The following is an 18,948-nucleotide window of genomic DNA, read 5'->3' as shown; positions in this document are numbered from 1 at the left end:
CTTTTTACAGACTTAAGGAAAACCCCATGACAACCCCTTCTTTTGACAGCGTTGAAGCGCAAGCAAGTTACGGGATTGGTTTACAGGTCGGCCAGCAGCTGCAAGAGTCCGGGCTGGAAGGTTTGCAACCGGAAGCTTTGCTGGCGGGTCTGCGCGACGCGCTGGAAGGGAATGCCCCGGCGGTTCCGGTAGATGTGGTGCACCGTGCGCTGCGTGAAATCCACGAGCGTGCGGATGCGGTGCGCCGCGAGCGCCAGCAGGCGATGGCCGTTGAAGGCCAGAAATTCCTGGACGACAACGCCAAGCGCGACGACGTGACGCTGACCGAGTCTGGCCTGCAGTTCTCCGTACTGGAGCAGGGCAACGGCCCAATCCCGTCCCGTCAGGATCGCGTGCGTGTGCACTACACCGGTCGTCTGATCAACGGCGACGTGTTCGACAGCTCGGTCGAGCGTGGCCAGCCGGCAGAATTCCCGGTCAGCGGCGTGATCCCAGGCTGGATTGAAGCGCTGACCCTGATGCCGGTCGGTTCCAAATGGCAGCTGTATATCCCGCACAACCTGGCCTACGGCGAACGTGGCGCAGGCGCGTCCATCCCGCCGTTCAGCGCGCTGGTGTTCGACGTCGAGCTGCTGGAAATCCTGTAATCCTACCGAAGATTGCTCTGGGCGCCTTTATGGCGCCCTTGTTTTATGCGCCGCTCAGCGCGCGCGGGAACAGCAGATTGTTTTCCAGGCTGATGTGCTCCATCAAATCGCCGATGAACTCGTCGAGGCCGTTGTACAGCGCCCGCCAGGTGGTGCAGGCGCCCTCCGGTGGCGTCACGTTATCGGTGAGGAACTTCACCACCTCCAGTTGTTCACCCGCCTCGTCATGCTCATGTTCCATCACTGAGATCGGTCCGGCGGCCTGCGGCCCCATGCCTTGTTTGATCAGCGGGAACAGGATCTGTTCCTCTTTCATCATGTGATTCTCCAGATCCAGGCGGATCAGGTTCAGCTGCTTCGCCAGTCCGCGCGGGCAGGTGGGTTTGTCACCGTGCACACGTTCGACTTTTTCCGCCATCAGCACCAGTTCGGCCAGCTGCTCGCGGTGCCGCTGATGAAAGCGCGGCAGAATGTAATCAATTACTTCACCGAGCGGCGCCGTGCGCCAGTCCCGACTCTGCTCCGGTGTGGCAGCCAAGGCGGCCAGTTCGTTTTCCAGTGTGTCGATATCCAGCCCTTTGCGCTCGGCGGCGCGTGCCAGCGATTGCCGGCCTCCGCAGCAGAAATCCAGCTGATGCTGGCGAAACAGGCGGGATGCCCGGGGAATGGCGATAGCGAGCGCGCCAAGGGATTGATTGCGGTAATCCATGGTAGTGCCTCTTTAAACGAAGGGATTTTATAACATGCATTTTAAATGCAATTTAAAGGGCGCGCCAGCGGGAAAATAGAGGTGATGGCCGGGGGAGTGCCCCGGCCTGGTGATTATTTCGCGCTTAAATCGATGCGATAGACCGCGAAACCGATACGGTCATTGCCTTCGGTGGTCATCGGGTATTGGGCGTGCTCTTTGATAAACGCCGTCGCTTTGTCCGAAGGCGAGGTCTCGAAGCGAATATCCAGCGGCTGCTTGCTGCTGAAGTTAGCCAAACGCCAATTGTTGTCCGCCTGCGGGCGCACCGCGCCATGCCGCTGGGTTTCGGCGCTGATGTAGGTCGCCAGCACCGAGCGGTTTTCATCCGGCGAAGCGAAGGCGATATGTTTGTCGCCGGTGCCGGCAAACTTGCCGCCGTAGGCGCGATAGTTGTTGGTGGCAACCAGGAAGGTGGCGTTCGGATCGATAGGCTTGCCGTTAAAGGTCAGCTGTTTGATACGCTCCGCCTTCTCGTTGATCAGCTGGCATTCGCCGTCGTAACGCGCCGGCTGGCTGACGTCGATCTGGTAGTTGACGCCGTCGATCACGTCGAAGTTATAGGTGCGGAAGCCGTCCCAGTTGATCAAGCCCTGCGGCTTGGCGCTGTTGACGTCGATCTGGTTGAACTGGCCGGCGGAGCACTCCAGCCACTCTTTCACCTCTTTGCCGCTGGCCTTCACCACCACCAGCGTATTGGGGTAGAGATAGAGATCGGCGGCGTTGCGGAAGGTGAGCTGGCCTTTTTCCACTTCGACGAAGCTGGCGGGATCGTTCTTGCGGCCGCCGACCTTGAACGGCGCCGCCGCCGACAGCACCGGCAGAGCGGCCAGGTCCGGATCGCCCTGGATGTAATGTTCGACGTAGGCCTTCTGCGCATTGTTGACGATCTGCACCGTCGGATCGTCCTGCACCAGCGCCAGGTAGCTGTACATGTTGCCGTCGGATTTACCGATCGGCTGGCTGACGAACTCGCGCGTGCCTTTGTGATCGTCCGCCAACACCTTCACCAGCGCGGCATCTTCCGCCGCCAGCGATGTCTTGTTCTCTTTATCGTAGATCGGCCGTGCTTCCGCTTTGGCGGCGGTCACTTTCCAACTGCCGTTATCGTTGTTGAGCTGCAGATCGACCACGCCGAGATGATCGCCCCATTGGCCCGGCATCACCGCCGGTACGCCGTTCAGCAGGCCTTTGTCGATATCCGCGCCTTTGATGTTGGCGAAGTCTTTGCTCGGGAACACCGCATGGGCGTGACCGAACATGATGGCGTCGATGCCCGGCACCTGGCTGAGGTAGTAGACTGAGTTCTCCGCCATTGCCTTGTAAGGCTCGCTGGACAGCCCGGAATGCGGGATCGCCACCACCAGATCGGCGCCCTGTTTACGCATTTGCGGCACGTAGCGCTTGGCGGTGGCGGTGATGTCGTCCACTGTCACTTTGCCCTGCAGGTTGGCTTTGTCCCACACCAGGATCTGCGGCGGCACGAAGCCGATATAGCCGATGCGCAGCGTATGCGCCTTGCCGTCGCGGTCTTTCACCGGCGTATCGACGATGATGTACGGCGTGAACAGCGGTTTTTGCGTTTTGGCGTCGATGACGTTGGCGTTGATGTACGGGAATTTGGCGCCGGCGATGGCGTTCTTCAGATAGTCCAGCCCGTAGTTGAACTCATGGTTGCCGATGTTGCCGACGACGTAGTCCAGCGTGTTCATCGCCTTATAGACCGGGTGCACGTCACCCGGTTTCAGCCCCTTGGCTGCCATGTAGTCGCCGAGCGGGCTGCCCTGAATGATGTCGCCGTTGTCCACCAACACCGCGTTGGCGGCCTGCTGGCGCGCCTGTTGGATCAGGCTGGCGGTGCGCACCAGGCCGAATTTGTCGGTCGGCGTGTCCTTGTAGTAATCGAAGTCCATCATGTTGCTGTGCAGATCGGTGGTTTCCAGCACGCGCAGATCGACGGTCGCCGCCTGCGCCGAGGCGCACACCAGCAGCGCAAGCGCGGACAGCGTCAGTGGATGCTTCATCATTTGGGGTTCTCTCCATTCCATTATTCGAGTGTTATCGCAGAGGGAAATGTAATTAACACTGCTTGCCACAGTAAACTGTGAAGTGTGGCAGAAAACGGGAGCAGGTAACGCGGGGAAGTTCACAGTTGTGCCCAACAAGATCTGAGGATTTCCCGTGGCTTAGCCGGTTGAGATGGATATTCGGCGTAAAAAAAACTAGTCTGCTAGCAGAGACAGAGGGAAATTTCCCACGGAGATGCAGAGTTGAGGTGCATGATGTTAGAGCGAATTTGCCAACTGTCCCGCGAGGCGGGGGCGGCGATCATGGCGGTGTACGACGGTGAACAACCGCTTGATGTCGCACAGAAAAAAGATGACTCACCGGTGACGGCGGCCGATCTGGCGGCGCATCACATCATCAAGCGCGGCCTGGCGGCCCTGACGCCGGAGGTGCCGCTGCTGTCGGAAGAGGATCCGCCGGCGTGGGAAGAGCGCCGCAACTGGACGCGCTACTGGTTGGTCGATCCGTTGGACGGCACCAAAGAGTTTTTGCACCGCAACGGCGAGTTCACGGTCAATATCGCCCTGATTGAAGACGGGCAGGCGGTGATGGGCGTGGTGTATGCCCCGGCGATCGACGTGCTGTATCTGGCGGAGCGCGGCAAGGCCTGGAAAGAAGAGAAGGGCGTGCGGCAGGCGATCGGCGTCAGCAACGCGCATCCGCCGCTGGTGGTGGTGAGCCGCTCGCATATCGACGACGAGCTGAAAGATTACCTTCAGCAACTGGGCGAGCACCAGACCGTGTCCGTCGGTTCCTCGCTGAAGTTTTGCCTGGTGGCGGAAGGCAAGGCGCAGCTTTATCCGCGCTTTGGGCCGACCAACATTTGGGATACCGCCGCAGGGCATGCGGTGGCGGTGGCTGCCGGGGCGCAAATTCACGATTGGCAGGGCAAGCCGTTGCTCTATACCCCGCGTGAATCTTTCCTCAACCCCGGCTTCCGGGTGTCGCTGTTCTGAGTTAGTTCGCCAACAGCTGGTGCAGTTTGGATATCACCTGCTGCACCTCTTCCGGCGTCAGCGCGCCGTCTTTAGCAAACTGAATGCGCCCTTGCTTATCCAGCACCACGATGGCTGAGCCTTTCGGCTGCAAATCCCAGGCCTTGCGCACGTTACCGTCGCTGTCGACGATAAACTGCGACCACGGGAACTCCTTCTTGCTGTCTTCAATGCTGCTGCGCACGAACATCGCGGTGCCCATCAGGGCATCGTCGGTGTTGACGATTGTCGTCGTTTGGTAACGATCGTGTGGTAGCTTCGCTTTCTTGATCGCTTCAATCAGTGGGTCGTTCATGTCTTTGGCGGAGCTGCGGCCGGCAATATGTTGTATCACTCGCACTTTTCCACTGAGCTGCGCGCTGTTCCAGTTTTGGTAGCTAAAATTACCGTCAGCGTAGTTGAGCTCTCCTTTGTCGCTGACGCCAACCGGCGCTACGCGCTGCTGGAGCTGGAAGTTGTGCGCGGAAGCGAAAAGTGGGGCGAGCAGCAGGGATACCATCAGCATGCGACTTGTTTTCATGCTTTCTCCTTGTAATGGGGGGAATTTGTGCGACAGCACTTCGACAGCCTAAAGCATAGGATGTGATAAGAGGTCTGTCCTGTTAACCGGATCGCAGATTTTCCCTTGGTTCGCTAATCATCAGATTTTGAAGGGATATCCTGAAAACGTTATAAATTATCATATACAATTCTGTCAAAAAGTGTAAATCCAGCGTAGATAACCAGGCAGAAGTGAACGTTCTGGTCTTTACTGGGTCTACTACATGCAATCAAGTTGCGTTCTGAATTTCGAGGCTGCCACCTTTGGCGGCTCGCTGAGCGCATGGATCAACGGGAGGAGCGTAAAAGAATGAGAATCTTCCAGCGTTATAACCCTTTGAAAGTGGCAAAGTACGTTAAGACCCTGTTTCGTGGAAGGCTGTATATCAAGGACGTAGGCGCATTTGAATTCGACGAAGGGAAAATCCTGCCGCCGAAGATTCGCGACAAGCGCCATTTCAGCGTGATGTCTGAAGTGAACCGTCAGGTGCTGCTGTTGCAGACCGAGATGGGGTGAACACCTCGCTGACAGCGGTAAAAAAATGCGGCCCCGATGGGGCCGCTGATGTTTCTGTCCTTCGCGCCGTCAGGCCGCCGGGGTGTCGTCTGGCGCTTTCGGCAGCACCGCCGCCGGTTTGTCGCTCAGCCGGGTGACCAGCAACTGGTCTATCTTGTAGCTGTCGATATCCACCACCTCGAACTTGTAGCCGGCGTATTTGACGAAGTCGGTGCGTTTCGGGATCTTGCGCAGCATATACATCATAAAGCCGCCGATGGTCTCGTAGTTGCCCGCCTGCGGGAATTCGTCGATGTCCAGCACGCGCATCACGTCGTCGATCGGCGTGCCGCCTTCAATCAACCATGAGCTTTCGTCGCGCGCCACGATCTGTTCTTCCTGGCCCTGGCCGACCAGATCGCCCATCAGCGTGGTCATCACGTCGTTAAGGGTGATGATGCCCACCACCAACGCATATTCATTGAGGATCACCGCGAAGTCTTCGCCGGCGGTTTTGAAGCTTTCCAGCGCTTCGGACAGCGTCAGCGTATCCGGCACGATCAGCGCTGAGCGGATCTGCACGCCGCTGCTCAGCACCAGGCTCTGGTTGCCCAGCACGCGGTTCAGCAGGTCTTTGGAATCGACGTAACCCACCACCTGATCGATATGGCCGTCGCACACCAGGAACTTGGAGTGCGGATGGGTCGAGACCTTCTCCTTGATGCTTTCTTCGCTTTCGCGCAGATCGAAGTACACCACGCTTTCGCGTGAGGTCATCGAAGACGGCACGGTGCGCGATTCCAGCTCGAACACGTTTTCAATCAGCTCGTGCTCCTGCTTGCGCAGCACGCCCGCCAGGGCGCCGGCTTCCACCACCGCGTAGATGTCATCGGAGGTGATATCGTCCTTACGCACCATCGGCAGCTTGAACATGCGGAAGATCAGGTTGGCCATGCCGTTGAAGAACCACACCAGCGGGCGGAAGATCATGATGGAGAAACGCATCGGGTTGATGATCCGGACGGCGACCGTCTCTGGTGCAATCATACCGATGCGCTTCGGGGTCAAATCGGCGAACAGGATAAACAGGCTGGTCACCAGCACGAAGGAGCAGATGAAGCTGACCTGTTCTGCCAGTTCAGGCGACAGGAAGCGATCGAACAACACCTTGAAGGTGGGAGAGAAAGCCGCGTCGCCGACGATACCGCCGAGGATGGCCACGGCGTTCAGGCCGATCTGCACCACGGTGAAGAAGATGCCTGGGGTTTCTTGCAGCTTGAGCACTCTGGCGGCGTTGACGTTACCTTCGTCGGCCATCAGCTTCAGTTTGATCTTGCGCGAGGCGGCCAGAGAGATTTCCGACAGTGAGAAGAACGCACTCACCGCGATCAGAAAAAGAATCAGTAAAATACTGTTTAACATAATCTATCCATACGTGCCGACGGGATGACGGCGCTCTTGAGGAAGGGTAGTACATAGTAAAAAAAGCAGCGATAACAACCAGAAGGGAAGCTATCGGGCCGCAGAAGCGGCCCGCATAGTATAGCAGTTGCCCCACAGGGGCCGCCAGCGGTTAAAAAAGTGCCGCCGGCTAGCATCGGATCAGCCCTGCGGCGGCAGGCAAACGCCGATGCCGCCCAGCCCGCAGTAGCCTTCCGGGTTTTTGAACAGGTACTGCTGATGATCGTCTTCCGCATAATAGAACGGCAGCGCCGGCGCGATCTCGGTGGTGATGACGCGCTTGTCGCCCGCCGCGTCCATCGCCTGCTGGAAGCGTTGCAGGCTGCTTTCCGCCTCGGCCTGCTGCTCTGGGCTCAGCGTATAAATCGCCGAGCGGTACTGAGTGCCGACGTCGCCGCCCTGGCGCATGCCCTGCGCCGGATCGTGATTTTCCCAGAATACCTGCAGCAGCTGTTTGTAGCTGACGACCTGCGGATCGAACACCACGCGTACCACTTCGGCGTGGCCGGTCTGGCCGCTGCACACTTCGCGGTAGGTCGGGTTCGGCGTATAGCCGCCGCTGTAGCCGGCGGCGGTGCTGTAGACGCCCGGCTGCTGCCAGAACAGACGCTCAACGCCCCAGAAACAGCCCATGGCGAAGATCGCCACTTCCATGCCTGCCGGCACCTGGGTCATCGAGTGTTCGGTGACCACGTTGAGCGTTGCGACAGGCATTGGCGTGGTGCGGCCAGGCAGCGCGCTTGCCTTATCGACGGTTTGTGATTTATCAAAAAATGGCACCACGGTTGACTCCTGTTGTCACAGTAAGAATTGACCCTACATGGCGGCGGTTCGGTTGTATCTCACCGCGTCTTTGCCCACAATAAGTGGCAAGTTGGATTTTGTATAAGCTTAACGCAGTATTTTGAGCGCCAAAAGTGAAGAATTCGCCTGTTGCGCGGCGGTGGCAAAGCGCGGCGGGCGGCGTCCGGAATAAGGTTGAAGAGGGCTGCCGTCATGATAGCGCGGAGTCTGCCCTGGCCCCGGAGCAAACACCATAACAGGAAAGTAAAATCAATAAGGAGAACACGTGCCAAAGTACCCGGTCATGTGCTTGATATCTGTGTTGCTTGCGGCACCTGCGGCCTATGCGGCGAACGTGCGGCTGCAGGTGGAGGGGTTAAGCGGAGAGTTGGAAAAAAACGTCCGGGTGCGCCTGTCGTCGATCACGCCTGAAGAGGTCGGCACCGACGGCCGCTTCCGCGCGCGGGTGGATGAGGCGGTGCGCCAGGGGCTGCGCGCGCTCGGCTATTACCAGCCGACCATCGAGTTTACGCTGGACGACCGACCGGGAATGTCGCGCCCGGTGCTGCATGCCAAGGTCAATCCGGGCGAGCCGGTGCGTATCGCCGGCGCCAATATCGTGCTGGAGGGCGGCGCGAAGACCGATGAAGACTACCTGACGCTGGTAAAGAAGGGGCGGCCGACCATCGGCGAGATCCTCAACCACGGCAAGTATGACAGTTTCAAAGGCTCGCTCACCGGCCTGGCGCTGCGCAAAGGCTATTTCGACGCCGACATGACCAAAAGCCAGCTCGGCGTGGCCGAAGATCTGCACAAGGCGTTTTGGGACATCGATTTCAACAGCGGCGAACGTTACCGCTTCGGCAAGGTGAAATTCACCGGTTCGCAAATCCGCGAAGACTATCTGCAAAATCTGGTGCCCTTTCATCAGGGGGATTACTACAGTTCGGAGGATTTGGCCGAGCTGAACCGCCGTTTGTCCGCTACCAACTGGTTCAACTCGGTGGTGGTGTCCCCTGATTTCAACGATGCCAAAGAGAACAAGATTTTGCCGTTGGACGCGCTGGTAACGCCGCGTACGCGCAATACCATCGAAACCGGTATCGGTTACTCCACCGACGTCGGCCCGCGGGTGAAAGGCACCTGGAAAAAGCCCTGGCTCAACGATCGCGGCCACAGCCTGGAAACCAGCGCCAGCGTGTCGGCGCCGGAGCAGCAACTGGATCTGACCTATAAGATCCCGCTGCTGAAGAATCCGCTGGAGCAGTATTACCTGCTGCAGGGCGGGCTCAAGAACGTCGATCTTAACGACACCAAATCCGTGACCTCCAAAGTGGTGGCCTCGCGCAACTGGGATCTCTCCAGCGGCTGGCAGCGGGCGATCAACCTGACCTGGCGCTGGGATAACTTTACCCAGGGCAACGTCAGCAACACTACCATGCTGTTGTACCCCGGCGTCAGCTTCAACCGCACCCGCTCACGCGGTGGCCTGATGCCGACCTGGGGCGACAGCCAACGCTACTCCATCGACGTGTCCGACACCACCTGGGGCTCCGGCGTGGACTTCGCGCTGATGCAGGCGCAAAACGTCTGGATCCGCACGCTTGCCGACAAGCATCGTTTCGTGGCGCGCGGGCAGGTGGGATGGATAGAAACCAACGACTTCGACAAGGTGCCGCCGGATTTGCGCTTCTTCGCCGGCGGTGACCGCAGCATTCGCGGCTACAAGTACAAAGACATTTCGCCGCGCGGCGACGATGGCAAGCTGACCGGCGCCTCCAAGATGCTGACCGGCTCGCTGGAGTATCAATACAACGTGACCGGCAAATGGTGGGGGGCAATGTTCGTCGATTCCGGTGAAGCGGTGAACGATATCAAGAAAAGCAACTTCAAGACCGGCGCCGGTGTCGGCGTGCGCTGGCAGTCGCCGGTGGGGCCGGTGAAGTTGGATATCGCCGCGCCCGTGGGGGACAAGGACACTCACGGGATGCAGTTCTACATCGGTTTGGGGCCTGAACTATGAGCCTGGTTAAAAAGATTTGTCTCGGATTTCTGGTCGTCCTGCTGTTGCTGATCGGCGGGCTGGCCTTTCTGGTGGGCACTACCACCGGTTTGCATATGGTCATCAACGGCGCGGCGCGTTGGGTGCCGGGGCTGGAGATCGCCGGCGTCAGCGGCGGCTGGCGCGATCTGACGCTGAAGGGCGTGAAGTATCAGATGCCGGGCGTGACGGTCAACGCTGGGCAATTCCATCTGTCCCTCGATCTCTCCTGCTTTAAACGCAGCTCGCTGTGCGTCAACGCCTTGACCGCTCAGGACGTGGACGTGGCGGTGAACACCAAAGAGATGGCGCCCTCCACGCCGGTGGAGGAGAGCAGTGAGCCGACCTCCAATCTCAGCACCCCTTATCCGATCACCCTGCGCCTGTTGGCGCTGAACAACGTCAAGGTCACCGTCGACGACACCGCCATTTCTCTGGCCGAGTTCCGCACCGGCGCACAGTGGCAAGAGCGCGCGCTGACGCTGATGCCAACCAAGATCGGCTCGTTGCTGATCGCCTTGCCGAAAACGCCGCAAAATCCGTTGCCGGAAGCGGTGCAACCGGCGGTTGAGGTAGCGAAAAAGGTCGGTGAGCAGGTTACCGACGCGGCGAAACCGGCGCCGCAGCCGGAAGAGAAGCCGCTCGGCGAAACGCTGAAGGAACTGTTCGCCAAACCGCTGTTGCCGGATCTGCCGGACATCCGCCTGCCGCTGGATATCACCGTCAAAGAGATCAGCGGCGAACAGCTGCGCTTGACCGGCGATACCGACGTGCTGATCACGAGTCTGTTGCTGCAGGCCAGCACGCAGGATCAGCATATCCAACTGGACAACTTCGACGTGAAGTCGCCGCAGGGCACGCTGTCGGTGCAGGGGCAGGCGACCCTGACCGGCGACTGGCCGGTGGCCCTGACCGCCAACAGCGCGCTGAACATCGAACCGCTGAAGGGCGAGAAGGTGAAGCTGAACATCGGTGGCGGGTTGCGTGATGAGCTGAAAGTCGCGCTGAACCTGTCCGGCCCGGTCGGCGCCCAGCTCGATGTGCAAACCCGGCTGGCCGAAGCCGGCTTGCCGCTGGCGCTGACGTTGCAAAGCAAGCAGCTGAAATGGCCGCTGAGCGGCGAGGCGCAGTACCAGGTCAACGATTTTCGCCTGCGCTTTAACGGCAAGGCGACCGACTATGCGCTGTCGACACGCGCCAATCTGAAAGGCCAGGATCTGCCGCCGGCGGTGCTGACGCTGGACGGCAAAGGCAACGTTGAGCAGTTCAAGCTGGAGCGCCTGCGGCTGGCGGCGCTGCAGGGCAATACCGATCTCACTGCGCTGGTGGACTGGAGCAAGGCCATCAGCTGGAACTCGCAATTGACGCTGAGCGGCATCAATACCGCCAAGCAGTGGCCGGAATGGCCGGCGAAGCTGGATGGCAAGATCACCACGCGCGGCAGCCTGCACGGCGGCAGCTGGCAGCTGCAGGTGCCGGTGCTGCAGCTGGACGGCAACGTGAAGCAGAACAAGGTCACGGCGCGCGGTACGCTGAGCGGCAACGCCGCCGGGCAGTGGAAAATCCCCGGCATCGATCTGACGCTGGGGCGCAACCAGCTGAACGTCAAAGGGCAGCTGGATGAGAAAAGCTGGAACCTGGACGCCAACATCGACGCGCCGCGTCTGGACGGCGCGCTGCCGGGCCTGGGCGGCACCGCCAAAGGGCTGTTGAAACTGCGCGGCAATCTGCAGGCGCCGCAACTGCTGGCGGATTTGACCGCCTCCGGCTTGCAGTGGCAGGCGCTGCGTATCAACCGCGTGAAAATAGACGGCGACGTGCGCTCCACGGATCAGATCCAGGGGCAGTTGGCGGTACGCGTCGAGCAGCTGAAGCAGGACGCGCTGGAAGTCAGCCTGCTGACCCTCGACGCCAAAGGCAGCGAGAAGCAGCATCAGCTGCAGTTGAAGATCGACGGCAAACCGGTCTCCGGCCAGCTGGCGCTGCAGGGCAGCTTCGATCGTCAGCAGCAGCGCTGGCGCGGCAATTTGAACAATACCCGCTTCGATACGCCGGTAGGGGAGTGGCGCCTGACGCGCGCCATCGCGCTGGATTACCTGAACACCGCGCAGAAAATCAGCATCGGGCCGCACTGTTGGCAGAACCCGAACGCCGAGCTGTGCGTGCCGAAGACCATTGAAGCCGGCCAGAGCGGCCAGGCTAGCGTGGTGCTCAATCGGTTCGACCTGGCGATGATCAAGCCGTTTCTCGGCCCGGAAACCGCCCTGAGCGGCGTGTTCACCGGCCGGGCCGACGTCAGCTGGAAACCAGGCGGCGCGCTGCCGGAGGCGAAAGTCACGCTGGCCGGCAACGGCGTCAAGGTGGTACAGCAGGTGCAGGGCAACGCGCTGCCTATCGCTTTCGATACGCTGACCCTCAACGCCGGCCTGAACAACGGCCGCGCGCAGGCCGACTGGCGGATCAAACTGACCAACAACGGCCAGTTTGACGGCAATATCCAGGTGGTGGATCCGCAGGTGCGGCGCACCATCAGCGGCAACGTCAATATCACCAACATCTCGCTGGCGCTGATCAACCCGGCGCTGATGAAGGGCGAAAGTGCAGCGGGCATGCTGAATGCCAACCTGCGTCTGGGCGGCAGCGCGCAGAAGCCGCTGGTGTTCGGGCGTCTGGCGTTGGATCGGGCGAAGGTGCAGGGGCACTGGATGCCGTTCGATATGACCGACGCGCGGCTGGCGGTGAATTTCAACGGCATGACCTCGACGCTGGAGGGGCTGCTCAGCACCACCCGCGGCCAGCTGAATCTGGCGGGCGATGCAGACTGGCGTGACATCAACGCCTGGCGTGCGCGCATTGCCGCCAAGGGCGACAAGCTGCGGGTGACGGTGCCGCCGATGATCCGCATCGACGTGTCGCCGGATCTGGTGTTCGAAGCCACGCCGCAGCTGTTCTCGCTCAACGGCAAGGTCGATATCCCTTGGGCGCGCATTACGGTGCAGGAGCTGCCGGAAAGCGCGGTGGGCGTCTCTTCCGACGAGGTGATGCTGGACGATCAGCTGAAGCCGATTCAGCCGAAGACCGCTTCGATCCCGATCAACAGCAACCTGATGATCCACGTCGGCAATGACGTGCGGCTGGACGCCTTCGGCCTGAAAGCCCGCTTGAAGGGCGATTTGAAAGTGGTACAGGACAAGAAAGGGCTGGGCCTCAACGGCCAGATTGACATCCCTTCCGGTCGCTTCCATGCTTATGGTCAGGATTTGATCGTGCGTAAAGGGCAGCTGATGTTCTCCGGCCCGCCGGATCAGCCGCTGCTCAATATTGAAGCGATCCGCAACCCGGAATCCACCGAGGACGACGTGACTGCCGGCGTGCGCGTGACCGGCCTGGCGGATGCACCGAAGCTGGAAGTGTTCTCCGATCCGGCCAAATCGCAACAGGAAGCCTTGTCTTATCTGCTGCGCGGCCAGGGCTTGAGCAGCTCCGGCGCCGACGGCAACGCCATGACGTCGATGTTAATCGGCATGGGGGTTGCACAAAGTGGTCAACTTGTGGGTAAAATCGGCGAGGCATTCGGCGTGAGTAATTTGGCTCTGGACACTCAAGGGGTTGGCGACAATTCCCAGGTTGTCGTGAGCGGCTATGTCCTCCCAGGCTTACAAGTAAAATATGGGGTGGGCATTTTCGACTCGCTGGCCACGCTGACGTTGCGTTATCGCCTGATGCCTAAGTTGTATCTTGAAGCGGTGTCTGGTCTCGACCAGGCATTAGATTTGCTCTATCAGTTTGAGTTTTAGCGATGCGAATAATTGTCTACGGCAGTTTACGGCGCAAACAGGGAAACAGCCATTGGATGACCAACGCCCAATGGCTCGGCGAGCACGAGCTCGAAGGCTATCAGATTTATAATCTGGGCCATTACCCGGCGGCGATCCCTGGAGAGGGCACGATACATTGCGAGGTGTATCGTATTAACTCATCGATTCTGGCAGAGCTGGACGAACTGAAAAGCAACACCAAGGACTATAAGCGCGAGCTGATTCAGACGCCTTATGGGAGTGCGTGGATCTACCTGTACAAACACAGCGTGGACGGTTACCCGCGGATTACCAGCGGTGACTGGCTGAAGCGTCTCGAAGAACAGTAAGAAAAAAAACACCGCTCAATGAGCGGTGTTTTTTCATCGGACGGCGGCTGGAATTACTTCTTGGCAGCGCGTTCGAAGGAGGCGATGATTTCCGCTTTAGCCGCGGCAGCGTCTGCCCAGCCTTCCACTTTCACCCATTTGCCTTTTTCCAGATCTTTGTAGTGCTCGAAGAAGTGAGCGATCTGGGCTTTCAGCAGTTCCGGCAGGTCGTTCACGTCTTTCACGTGATCGTACTCTTTGGTCAGCTTGCTGTGTGGTACCGCAACCAGCTTGGCGTCTTCACCGGCTTCGTCGGTCATCTTCAGTACGCCAACCGGACGGCAGCGGATCACGGAGCCCGGCTGCAGCGGGTATGGGGTTGGGACCAGCACGTCAACCGGGTCACCGTCCAGAGACAGGGTGTGGTTGATGTAGCCGTAGTTGCACGGGTAGAACATCGCGGTGGACATGAAACGGTCAACGAACAGCGCGCCGGTTTCTTTGTCGATTTCGTATTTGATTGGATCGGCGTTGGCCGGGATTTCGATTACTACGTAGATGTCTTCCGGCAGGTCTTTGCCAGCAGGGACCAGATTCAAGCTCATGTCGGTTTCCTTTAATCATCAAACCAGAAATGGAGTGGCGGCTATTATAGCGGACTCTTTTGCGATTTCCTGCCCTTTTCATCGTCGAAAACCCAGTGTGCCGGCGCAGGGATAATTTCCAGATTAATCCCGCCGCGGCATGAAGTTTTGCCTTCGCCTGCCGATAACTTCAACAAACAATAATGAGCTAGCAAAGCTGGCTCCGCGTTTTGCCACCCCTACTACGTCTGATCTCACAATTTCTGAAGCCGGGAAGAACTCATGCTAAAAAAGATTACGGTGAAGGCTGGGCTGATCGCCCTGCTGAGCCTGATGACCATGTTGCTGATCATGGTCAGCGTTATTGGCGTCAACGCGATTAACGAAGGATCGCGATCGATCCATACCTTGAATCAGATCCTCGGTGAAGAGCTGGGCTCGCTGGCCAACAGCTCCAACCTGACGCTGCGCGCCCGAACCGCCGCTTCGTTGGCGGTGCGCCAACGGGAGATCGGCCAGATCGATGTGTCCGACGCCACCGTGGGCCGCATCTACGGTTACCTCGATCAGTCAAACAAGGAAATGGCGCGCTTTGTCGGCGTCGGCACCGTGACCGATCGCGGCCGCGAACTCTCCAATCGTCTGCAAAACAGCTATCGCGCCTACCTCGAGCAGGGCGTGAAGCCGATGGCTGCCGCCATCAAGGCCGGCAAAATCGATGAGTATTACCATATTCAGGAGACCCGCATCTCTGCGCTGAGCATCGCGTTTGAAAAGGATCTCAGCGATTTCCGCAGCTTTGCCATGAAGCTCGGCGAAAAGCAGGTGTATGACGCGGAAAACAACGCCAGCACCAAGATCTCGTTGATCGTGGTGGCGGGCCTGCTCAGCGTGCTGCTGGCGGTGCTGGCCTGGTTCGCGCTGCGCGTGATCATTTTGCGCCCGTTGGGCGAGTCCATCGCGCAGTTGGAACACATCGCCGGCGGCGATCTGACCCATGAGATCCGCGGTGAGGGTGATACCGAGATGGGCCGCTTGGTGCGGGCGATGCAGCGTATGCAGCAGGCGTTGGCCAGTTCGGTCAGCAAAGTGCGCGATGCCAGCAGCCAGATCGACACCGGTTCACGCGAACTGGCGGCCGGTAACCTGCATCTGGCGCAGCGTACCGAAGAGTCGGCCGCTTCGCTGGAAGAGACCGCCGCCAGCATGGAACAGCTGACTTCGACGGTGAAAATGAACGCCGAGAACTGCGAGCAGGCCAACCAACTGGCGCTGAGCGTGTCCGATATCGCCAACCAGGGCAGTGACGTGGTCAGCCAGGTGATGAGCAAGATGCAGGCGATCACCGACAGTTCGCGCCGCATCGCCGACATCATCAGCGTGATGGACGGCATCGCCTTCCAGACCAATATCCTGGCGCTGAACGCGGCGGTGGAAGCGGCGCGTGCCGGCGAGCAAGGCCGCGGTTTCGCGGTGGTGGCCGGTGAAGTGCGCAGTCTGGCGCAGCGTAGCGCCCAGTCGGCGAAAGAGATTAAAGGGCTGATTGAAGCGTCGCAGAACCGGGTGCAGGAAGGCGAACAGATGGTGGAGTCGGCCGCGCAGACCATGAGCGGCATCACCGGTGAAGTGGGCCGGGTGACGGCGTTGATGCGTGAGATCTCGGCGGCGACGCGCGAACAAAGCAGCGGTATCGAACAGGTAAACCTGGCGGTGGCGCAGATGGATCAGGTGGCGCAGCAGAATGCGGCGCTGGTGGAAGAGTCTGCGGCGGCAACGCGCTCGCTGGAAGATCAGGCTCAGCTGCTGGCGCAGAGCATGGCGGCGTTCAAGCTGTAAGGCGATAAGGGTTCGGCGCGGTGCCGAACCCTTGCCAGAAACGCGTTACTCGTCCGGGTTTTCGGCGATGAAGCGTTCTGCGTCTTCTACCATCGACTTGGTGCCGACGAAGAATGGCGCGCGCTGGTGCAGTTTCACCGGCGTGATGTCCAGAATGCGGTTTTTGCCGTCGCTGGCTTTACCGCCGGCCTGTTCGGCCAGAAACGCCATCGGGTTGCATTCGTACAGCAGGCGCAGCTTGCCTTGCGGATGGCTGGCGGTGCTTGGGTAGATGTAGATGCCGCCTTTCAGCAGGTTGCGGTGGAAGTCCGCCACCAGAGAACCGATGTAGCGCGAGGTGTAAGGGCGCTGCGTCGCTTCATCCTGCTCTTGGCAGTACTTGATGTATTTCTTCACGCCGAGAGGGAACTTGATGTAGTTGCCTTCGTTGATGGAATACATGTTGCCGCTCGCCGGGAAGCGTACTTTCTCGTGGGAGAGGCAGAACACGCCCAGAGACGGGTCGTAAGTAAAGGCGTGGACACCGTAACCAGTGGTGTACACCAGCATGGTGGACGAACCGTAAACCACGTAACCCGCTGCGACCTGGGCGCTGCCCGGCTGCAGGAAGTCTTCTTCGGTCACCGGTGTGCCGACCGGCGTGATGCGACGGTAGATAGAGAAAATCGTACCGACCGAGACGTTGACATCGATGTTGGACGAACCGTCCAACGGATCCATCAATACGACATACTTGGCATTTTCAGCACGCTCGCCGTCGAATATCACGATTTCATCTTCTTCTTCGGAAGCGATACCCGCAACTTCACCACGCGCTTTCAACGCCGCTTTCAGTTTTTCGTTCGCGTACAGGTCCAGTTTCATCTGAACTTCGCCCTGTACGTTGGACACCCCGCTGGTCCCCAGAATATCAACCAGGCCAGCCTTGTTGATGTCGCGGTGGATGATTTTGGCGCCCAGTTTAATGGCAGAAAGTAACGCGGTCAGCTCGCCGGTGGCGTGCGAGAAGTCGTGCTGTTTCTCGACGATAAATTCGCCTAACGTTTTCATGACACAATCCCTGAATCTACGGATGGATAGCGGCCTGTTAACAAACCGCCAACGTTTTCGCGAGCAGTGTAGCCCAAAGATGCGCGCCATTCATAGGCAAATCCATTTCTTCTGGACGATTCTGAGCGTTAGAATATGCCGACATTCGATGCACTCACATGAGAAACCTATGCGCATTCACATTCTTGGGATCTGTGGCACCTTTATGGGCGGGCTGGCGATGCTGGCGCGTTCACTGGGGCATGACGTCACCGGTTCGGACGCCAACGTCTATCCGCCGATGAGCACGCTGCTGGAGAACCAGGGGATCGATCTTATTCAGGGTTATGATCCAGCCCAGTTGGATCCGGCGCCGGATCTGGTGATCATCGGCAACGCCATGACGCGCGGCAACCCGTGCGTGGAGGCGGTGCTGGAGCGTGGCATCCCTTACGTTTCCGGCCCGCAGTGGCTGCACGACGCCGTGTTGCGCGATCGCTGGGTACTGGCGGTCGCCGGTACCCACGGCAAAACCACCACCGCCGGCATGGCGACCTGGATCCTCGAGGCCTGCGGTTACCAGCCCGGCTTCGTGATCGGCGGCGTGCCCGGCAACTTCGACGTATCGGCGCGCCTCGGCGGCAGCCCGTTCTTCGTGATTGAGGCCGACGAGTATGACTGCGCGTTCTTCGACAAGCGCTCCAAGTTCGTGCACTACAGCCCGCGCACGCTGATCATGAACAACCTGGAGTTCGACCACGCCGATATTTTCGACGATCTGAAAGCCATCCAGAAACAGTTCCACCACTTGGTGCGCCTGGTGCCGGGCAAAGGCAAGATCATCCTGCCGGACAACGACAGCCACCTGAAGCAGGTGATGGCGATGGGCTGCTGGAGCGAACAGGAGCTGGTGGGCGAAGAGGGGACCTGGCGTGCGCAGAAGCTGACGCCGGACGCCAGTCATTACGCGGTGTTCCTCGACGGCGAGCAGGTTGGCGAAGTGAACTGGGCGCTGGTGGGCGAGCACAACATGCATAACGGCCTGATGGCCATCGCCGCGACTCGCCACGTTGGCGTGCAGCCGGCGGACGCCTGCCGCGCGTTGGGCGATTTCATCAACGCCCGCCGCCGCCTGGAGCTGCGTGGCGAAGCCAACGGCGTCACGGTTTACGACGACTTCGCGCACCACCCGACCGCGATCCTGGCCACCCTGGCCGCGTTGCGCGGCAAGGTCGGCGGCACGGCGCGCATTCTGGCGGTGCTGGAACCGCGATCCAACACCATGAAAATGGGCATCAGCAAAAACGATCTGGCGCCTTCGCTCGGCCGCGCCGACGAAGTGTTCCTGTTCCAGCCGCATCACATTCCATGGCAGGTAGCGGAAGTGGCTGATGCCTGTGTGCAGCCGGCGCACTGGAGCGCGGATCTCGACACGCTGGTGGACATGGTGGTGAAAACCGCACAGCCGGGCGACCACATTCTGGTGATGAGCAACGGCGGTTTTGGCGGCATTCACGATCGCCTGCTGGACGCGCTGGCGAAAAAGCAGGAACCGAAGGTGACCTACTGATTGTTCAGTAGCATAAGCCACTCTA

At 59.6% G+C, this 18,948-nt stretch carries 15 protein-coding genes; 8 read left to right on the top strand and 7 right to left on the bottom strand.

The window, feature by feature from the left end:
• The first annotated feature begins 26 nt into the window (after window positions 1-26).
• Complete coding sequence (fklB, locus tag FOT55_RS04285) at window positions 27-647, top strand: FKBP-type peptidyl-prolyl cis-trans isomerase (protein ID WP_004933618.1); 621 nt, start codon at window positions 27-29, stop codon at window positions 645-647.
• Window positions 648-690: 43 nt separating this feature from the next.
• On the opposite strand, the gene ytfE is transcribed toward fklB, so the two are convergent.
• Both ytfE and FOT55_RS04275 read right to left on the bottom strand, forming a co-directional pair.
• Complete coding sequence (ytfE, locus tag FOT55_RS04280) at window positions 691-1,356, bottom strand: iron-sulfur cluster repair protein YtfE (RefSeq protein ID WP_025305034.1); 666 nt, start codon at window positions 1,354-1,356, stop codon at window positions 691-693.
• Window positions 1,357-1,469: 113 nt separating this feature from the next.
• Window positions 1,470-3,422 (bottom strand): bifunctional 2',3'-cyclic-nucleotide 2'-phosphodiesterase/3'-nucleotidase, encoded by a 1,953-nt coding sequence (locus FOT55_RS04275; protein WP_147823154.1) that lies wholly within the window; start codon window positions 3,420-3,422, stop codon window positions 1,470-1,472.
• Between the two features lie 255 nt (window positions 3,423-3,677).
• Here FOT55_RS04275 and cysQ point away from each other — a divergent pair, with 255 nt between their 5' ends.
• Window positions 3,678-4,418, top strand: a complete 741-nt coding sequence (cysQ, locus tag FOT55_RS04270) for a 3'(2'),5'-bisphosphate nucleotidase CysQ (RefSeq protein WP_033644177.1) — start codon at window positions 3,678-3,680, stop codon at window positions 4,416-4,418.
• A 1-nt stretch (window position 4,419) separates the two neighbouring features.
• Here the strand turns inward: cysQ and FOT55_RS04265 are convergent, their stop codons facing one another.
• Window positions 4,420-4,977 (bottom strand): YtfJ family protein, encoded by a 558-nt coding sequence (locus FOT55_RS04265; protein WP_025305036.1) that lies wholly within the window; start codon window positions 4,975-4,977, stop codon window positions 4,420-4,422.
• Between the two features lie 330 nt (window positions 4,978-5,307).
• Between FOT55_RS04265 and FOT55_RS04260 the strand changes: the two genes are divergently transcribed.
• Window positions 5,308-5,514, top strand: coding sequence for a DUF1107 domain-containing protein (locus FOT55_RS04260; protein ID WP_004933604.1), 207 nt, complete (start codon window positions 5,308-5,310; stop codon window positions 5,512-5,514).
• A gap of 69 nt (window positions 5,515-5,583) precedes the next feature.
• Here FOT55_RS04260 and paeA read toward each other — a convergent pair whose 3' ends face one another.
• Window positions 5,584-6,915, bottom strand: coding sequence for a polyamine export protein PaeA (gene paeA / locus FOT55_RS04255; RefSeq protein ID WP_004933603.1), 1,332 nt, complete (start codon window positions 6,913-6,915; stop codon window positions 5,584-5,586).
• A 180-nt stretch (window positions 6,916-7,095) separates the two neighbouring features.
• Complete coding sequence (msrA, locus tag FOT55_RS04250) at window positions 7,096-7,737, bottom strand: peptide-methionine (S)-S-oxide reductase MsrA (RefSeq protein WP_043139288.1); 642 nt, start codon at window positions 7,735-7,737, stop codon at window positions 7,096-7,098.
• 304 nt (window positions 7,738-8,041) lie between these two features.
• On the opposite strand from msrA, the gene tamA reads away from it, so the two are divergent.
• Genes tamA through FOT55_RS04235 form a run of 3 tightly spaced genes read left to right on the top strand, consistent with a single transcriptional unit; the run spans window position 8,042 to window position 13,925 of the window.
• Window positions 8,042-9,760, top strand: coding sequence for an autotransporter assembly complex protein TamA (tamA, locus tag FOT55_RS04245; protein WP_169540592.1), 1,719 nt, complete (start codon window positions 8,042-8,044; stop codon window positions 9,758-9,760).
• Entirely contained in the window at window positions 9,757-13,575 is a 3,819-nt protein-coding gene (gene tamB / locus FOT55_RS04240) for an autotransporter assembly complex protein TamB (protein WP_089196441.1), read from the top strand. Before tamA ends, tamB begins: the two co-directional genes overlap by 4 nt.
• A 2-nt stretch (window positions 13,576-13,577) precedes the next feature.
• Entirely contained in the window at window positions 13,578-13,925 is a 348-nt protein-coding gene (locus tag FOT55_RS04235; RefSeq protein WP_025159589.1) for a gamma-glutamylcyclotransferase family protein, read from the top strand.
• A gap of 53 nt (window positions 13,926-13,978) precedes the next feature.
• Here the strand turns inward: FOT55_RS04235 and ppa are convergent, their stop codons facing one another.
• Window positions 13,979-14,509, bottom strand: coding sequence for an inorganic diphosphatase (gene ppa, locus FOT55_RS04230; RefSeq protein ID WP_004933594.1), 531 nt, complete (start codon window positions 14,507-14,509; stop codon window positions 13,979-13,981).
• 261 nt (window positions 14,510-14,770) lie between these two features.
• Between ppa and FOT55_RS04225 the strand changes: the two genes are divergently transcribed.
• Window positions 14,771-16,324, top strand: a complete 1,554-nt coding sequence (locus FOT55_RS04225) for a methyl-accepting chemotaxis protein (protein WP_147823153.1) — start codon at window positions 14,771-14,773, stop codon at window positions 16,322-16,324.
• 45 nt (window positions 16,325-16,369) lie between these two features.
• Here FOT55_RS04225 and fbp read toward each other — a convergent pair whose 3' ends face one another.
• A complete protein-coding gene (gene fbp / locus FOT55_RS04220) occupies window positions 16,370-17,374 on the bottom strand; it encodes a class 1 fructose-bisphosphatase (RefSeq protein WP_004933587.1) in 1,005 nt (334 codons plus the stop codon).
• Between the two features lie 169 nt (window positions 17,375-17,543).
• On the opposite strand from fbp, the gene mpl reads away from it, so the two are divergent.
• Window positions 17,544-18,923 (top strand): UDP-N-acetylmuramate:L-alanyl-gamma-D-glutamyl-meso-diaminopimelate ligase, encoded by a 1,380-nt coding sequence (gene mpl, locus FOT55_RS04215; RefSeq protein WP_033636810.1) that lies wholly within the window; start codon window positions 17,544-17,546, stop codon window positions 18,921-18,923.
• Window positions 18,924-18,948: the final 25 nt, after the last annotated feature.

The organism is Serratia bockelmannii (assembly GCF_008011855.1).
Taxonomy (GTDB): domain Bacteria; phylum Pseudomonadota; class Gammaproteobacteria; order Enterobacterales; family Enterobacteriaceae; genus Serratia; species Serratia bockelmannii.
The sequence above is the reverse complement of the archived record's forward strand: the minus strand, read 5'-3'. Positions and strand labels throughout refer to the sequence as shown.

Bases quoted from the DNA above. Each gene is read 5' to 3' on its own strand.
- tamA (WP_169540592.1), top strand. From the start codon at position 8,042: ATGTGCTTGATATCTGTGTTGCTTGCGGCACCTGCGGCCTATGCGGCG.
- FOT55_RS04275 (WP_147823154.1), bottom strand. From the start codon at position 3,422: ATGATGAAGCATCCACTGACGCTGTCCGCGCTTGCGCTGCTGGTGTGC.
- fbp (WP_004933587.1), bottom strand. From the start codon at position 17,374: ATGAAAACGTTAGGCGAATTTATCGTCGAGAAACAGCACGACTTCTCG.
- FOT55_RS04235 (WP_025159589.1), top strand. From the start codon at position 13,578: ATGCGAATAATTGTCTACGGCAGTTTACGGCGCAAACAGGGAAACAGC.
- ytfE (WP_025305034.1), bottom strand. From the start codon at position 1,356: ATGGATTACCGCAATCAATCCCTTGGCGCGCTCGCTATCGCCATTCCC.
- mpl (WP_033636810.1), top strand. From the start codon at position 17,544: ATGCGCATTCACATTCTTGGGATCTGTGGCACCTTTATGGGCGGGCTG.
- cysQ (WP_033644177.1), top strand. From the start codon at position 3,678: ATGTTAGAGCGAATTTGCCAACTGTCCCGCGAGGCGGGGGCGGCGATC.
- FOT55_RS04260 (WP_004933604.1), top strand. From the start codon at position 5,308: ATGAGAATCTTCCAGCGTTATAACCCTTTGAAAGTGGCAAAGTACGTT.
- FOT55_RS04265 (WP_025305036.1), bottom strand. From the start codon at position 4,977: ATGAAAACAAGTCGCATGCTGATGGTATCCCTGCTGCTCGCCCCACTT.
- tamB (WP_089196441.1), top strand. From the start codon at position 9,757: ATGAGCCTGGTTAAAAAGATTTGTCTCGGATTTCTGGTCGTCCTGCTG.
- FOT55_RS04225 (WP_147823153.1), top strand. From the start codon at position 14,771: ATGCTAAAAAAGATTACGGTGAAGGCTGGGCTGATCGCCCTGCTGAGC.
- paeA (WP_004933603.1), bottom strand. From the start codon at position 6,915: ATGTTAAACAGTATTTTACTGATTCTTTTTCTGATCGCGGTGAGTGCG.
- ppa (WP_004933594.1), bottom strand. From the start codon at position 14,509: ATGAGCTTGAATCTGGTCCCTGCTGGCAAAGACCTGCCGGAAGACATC.
- fklB (WP_004933618.1), top strand. From the start codon at position 27: ATGACAACCCCTTCTTTTGACAGCGTTGAAGCGCAAGCAAGTTACGGG.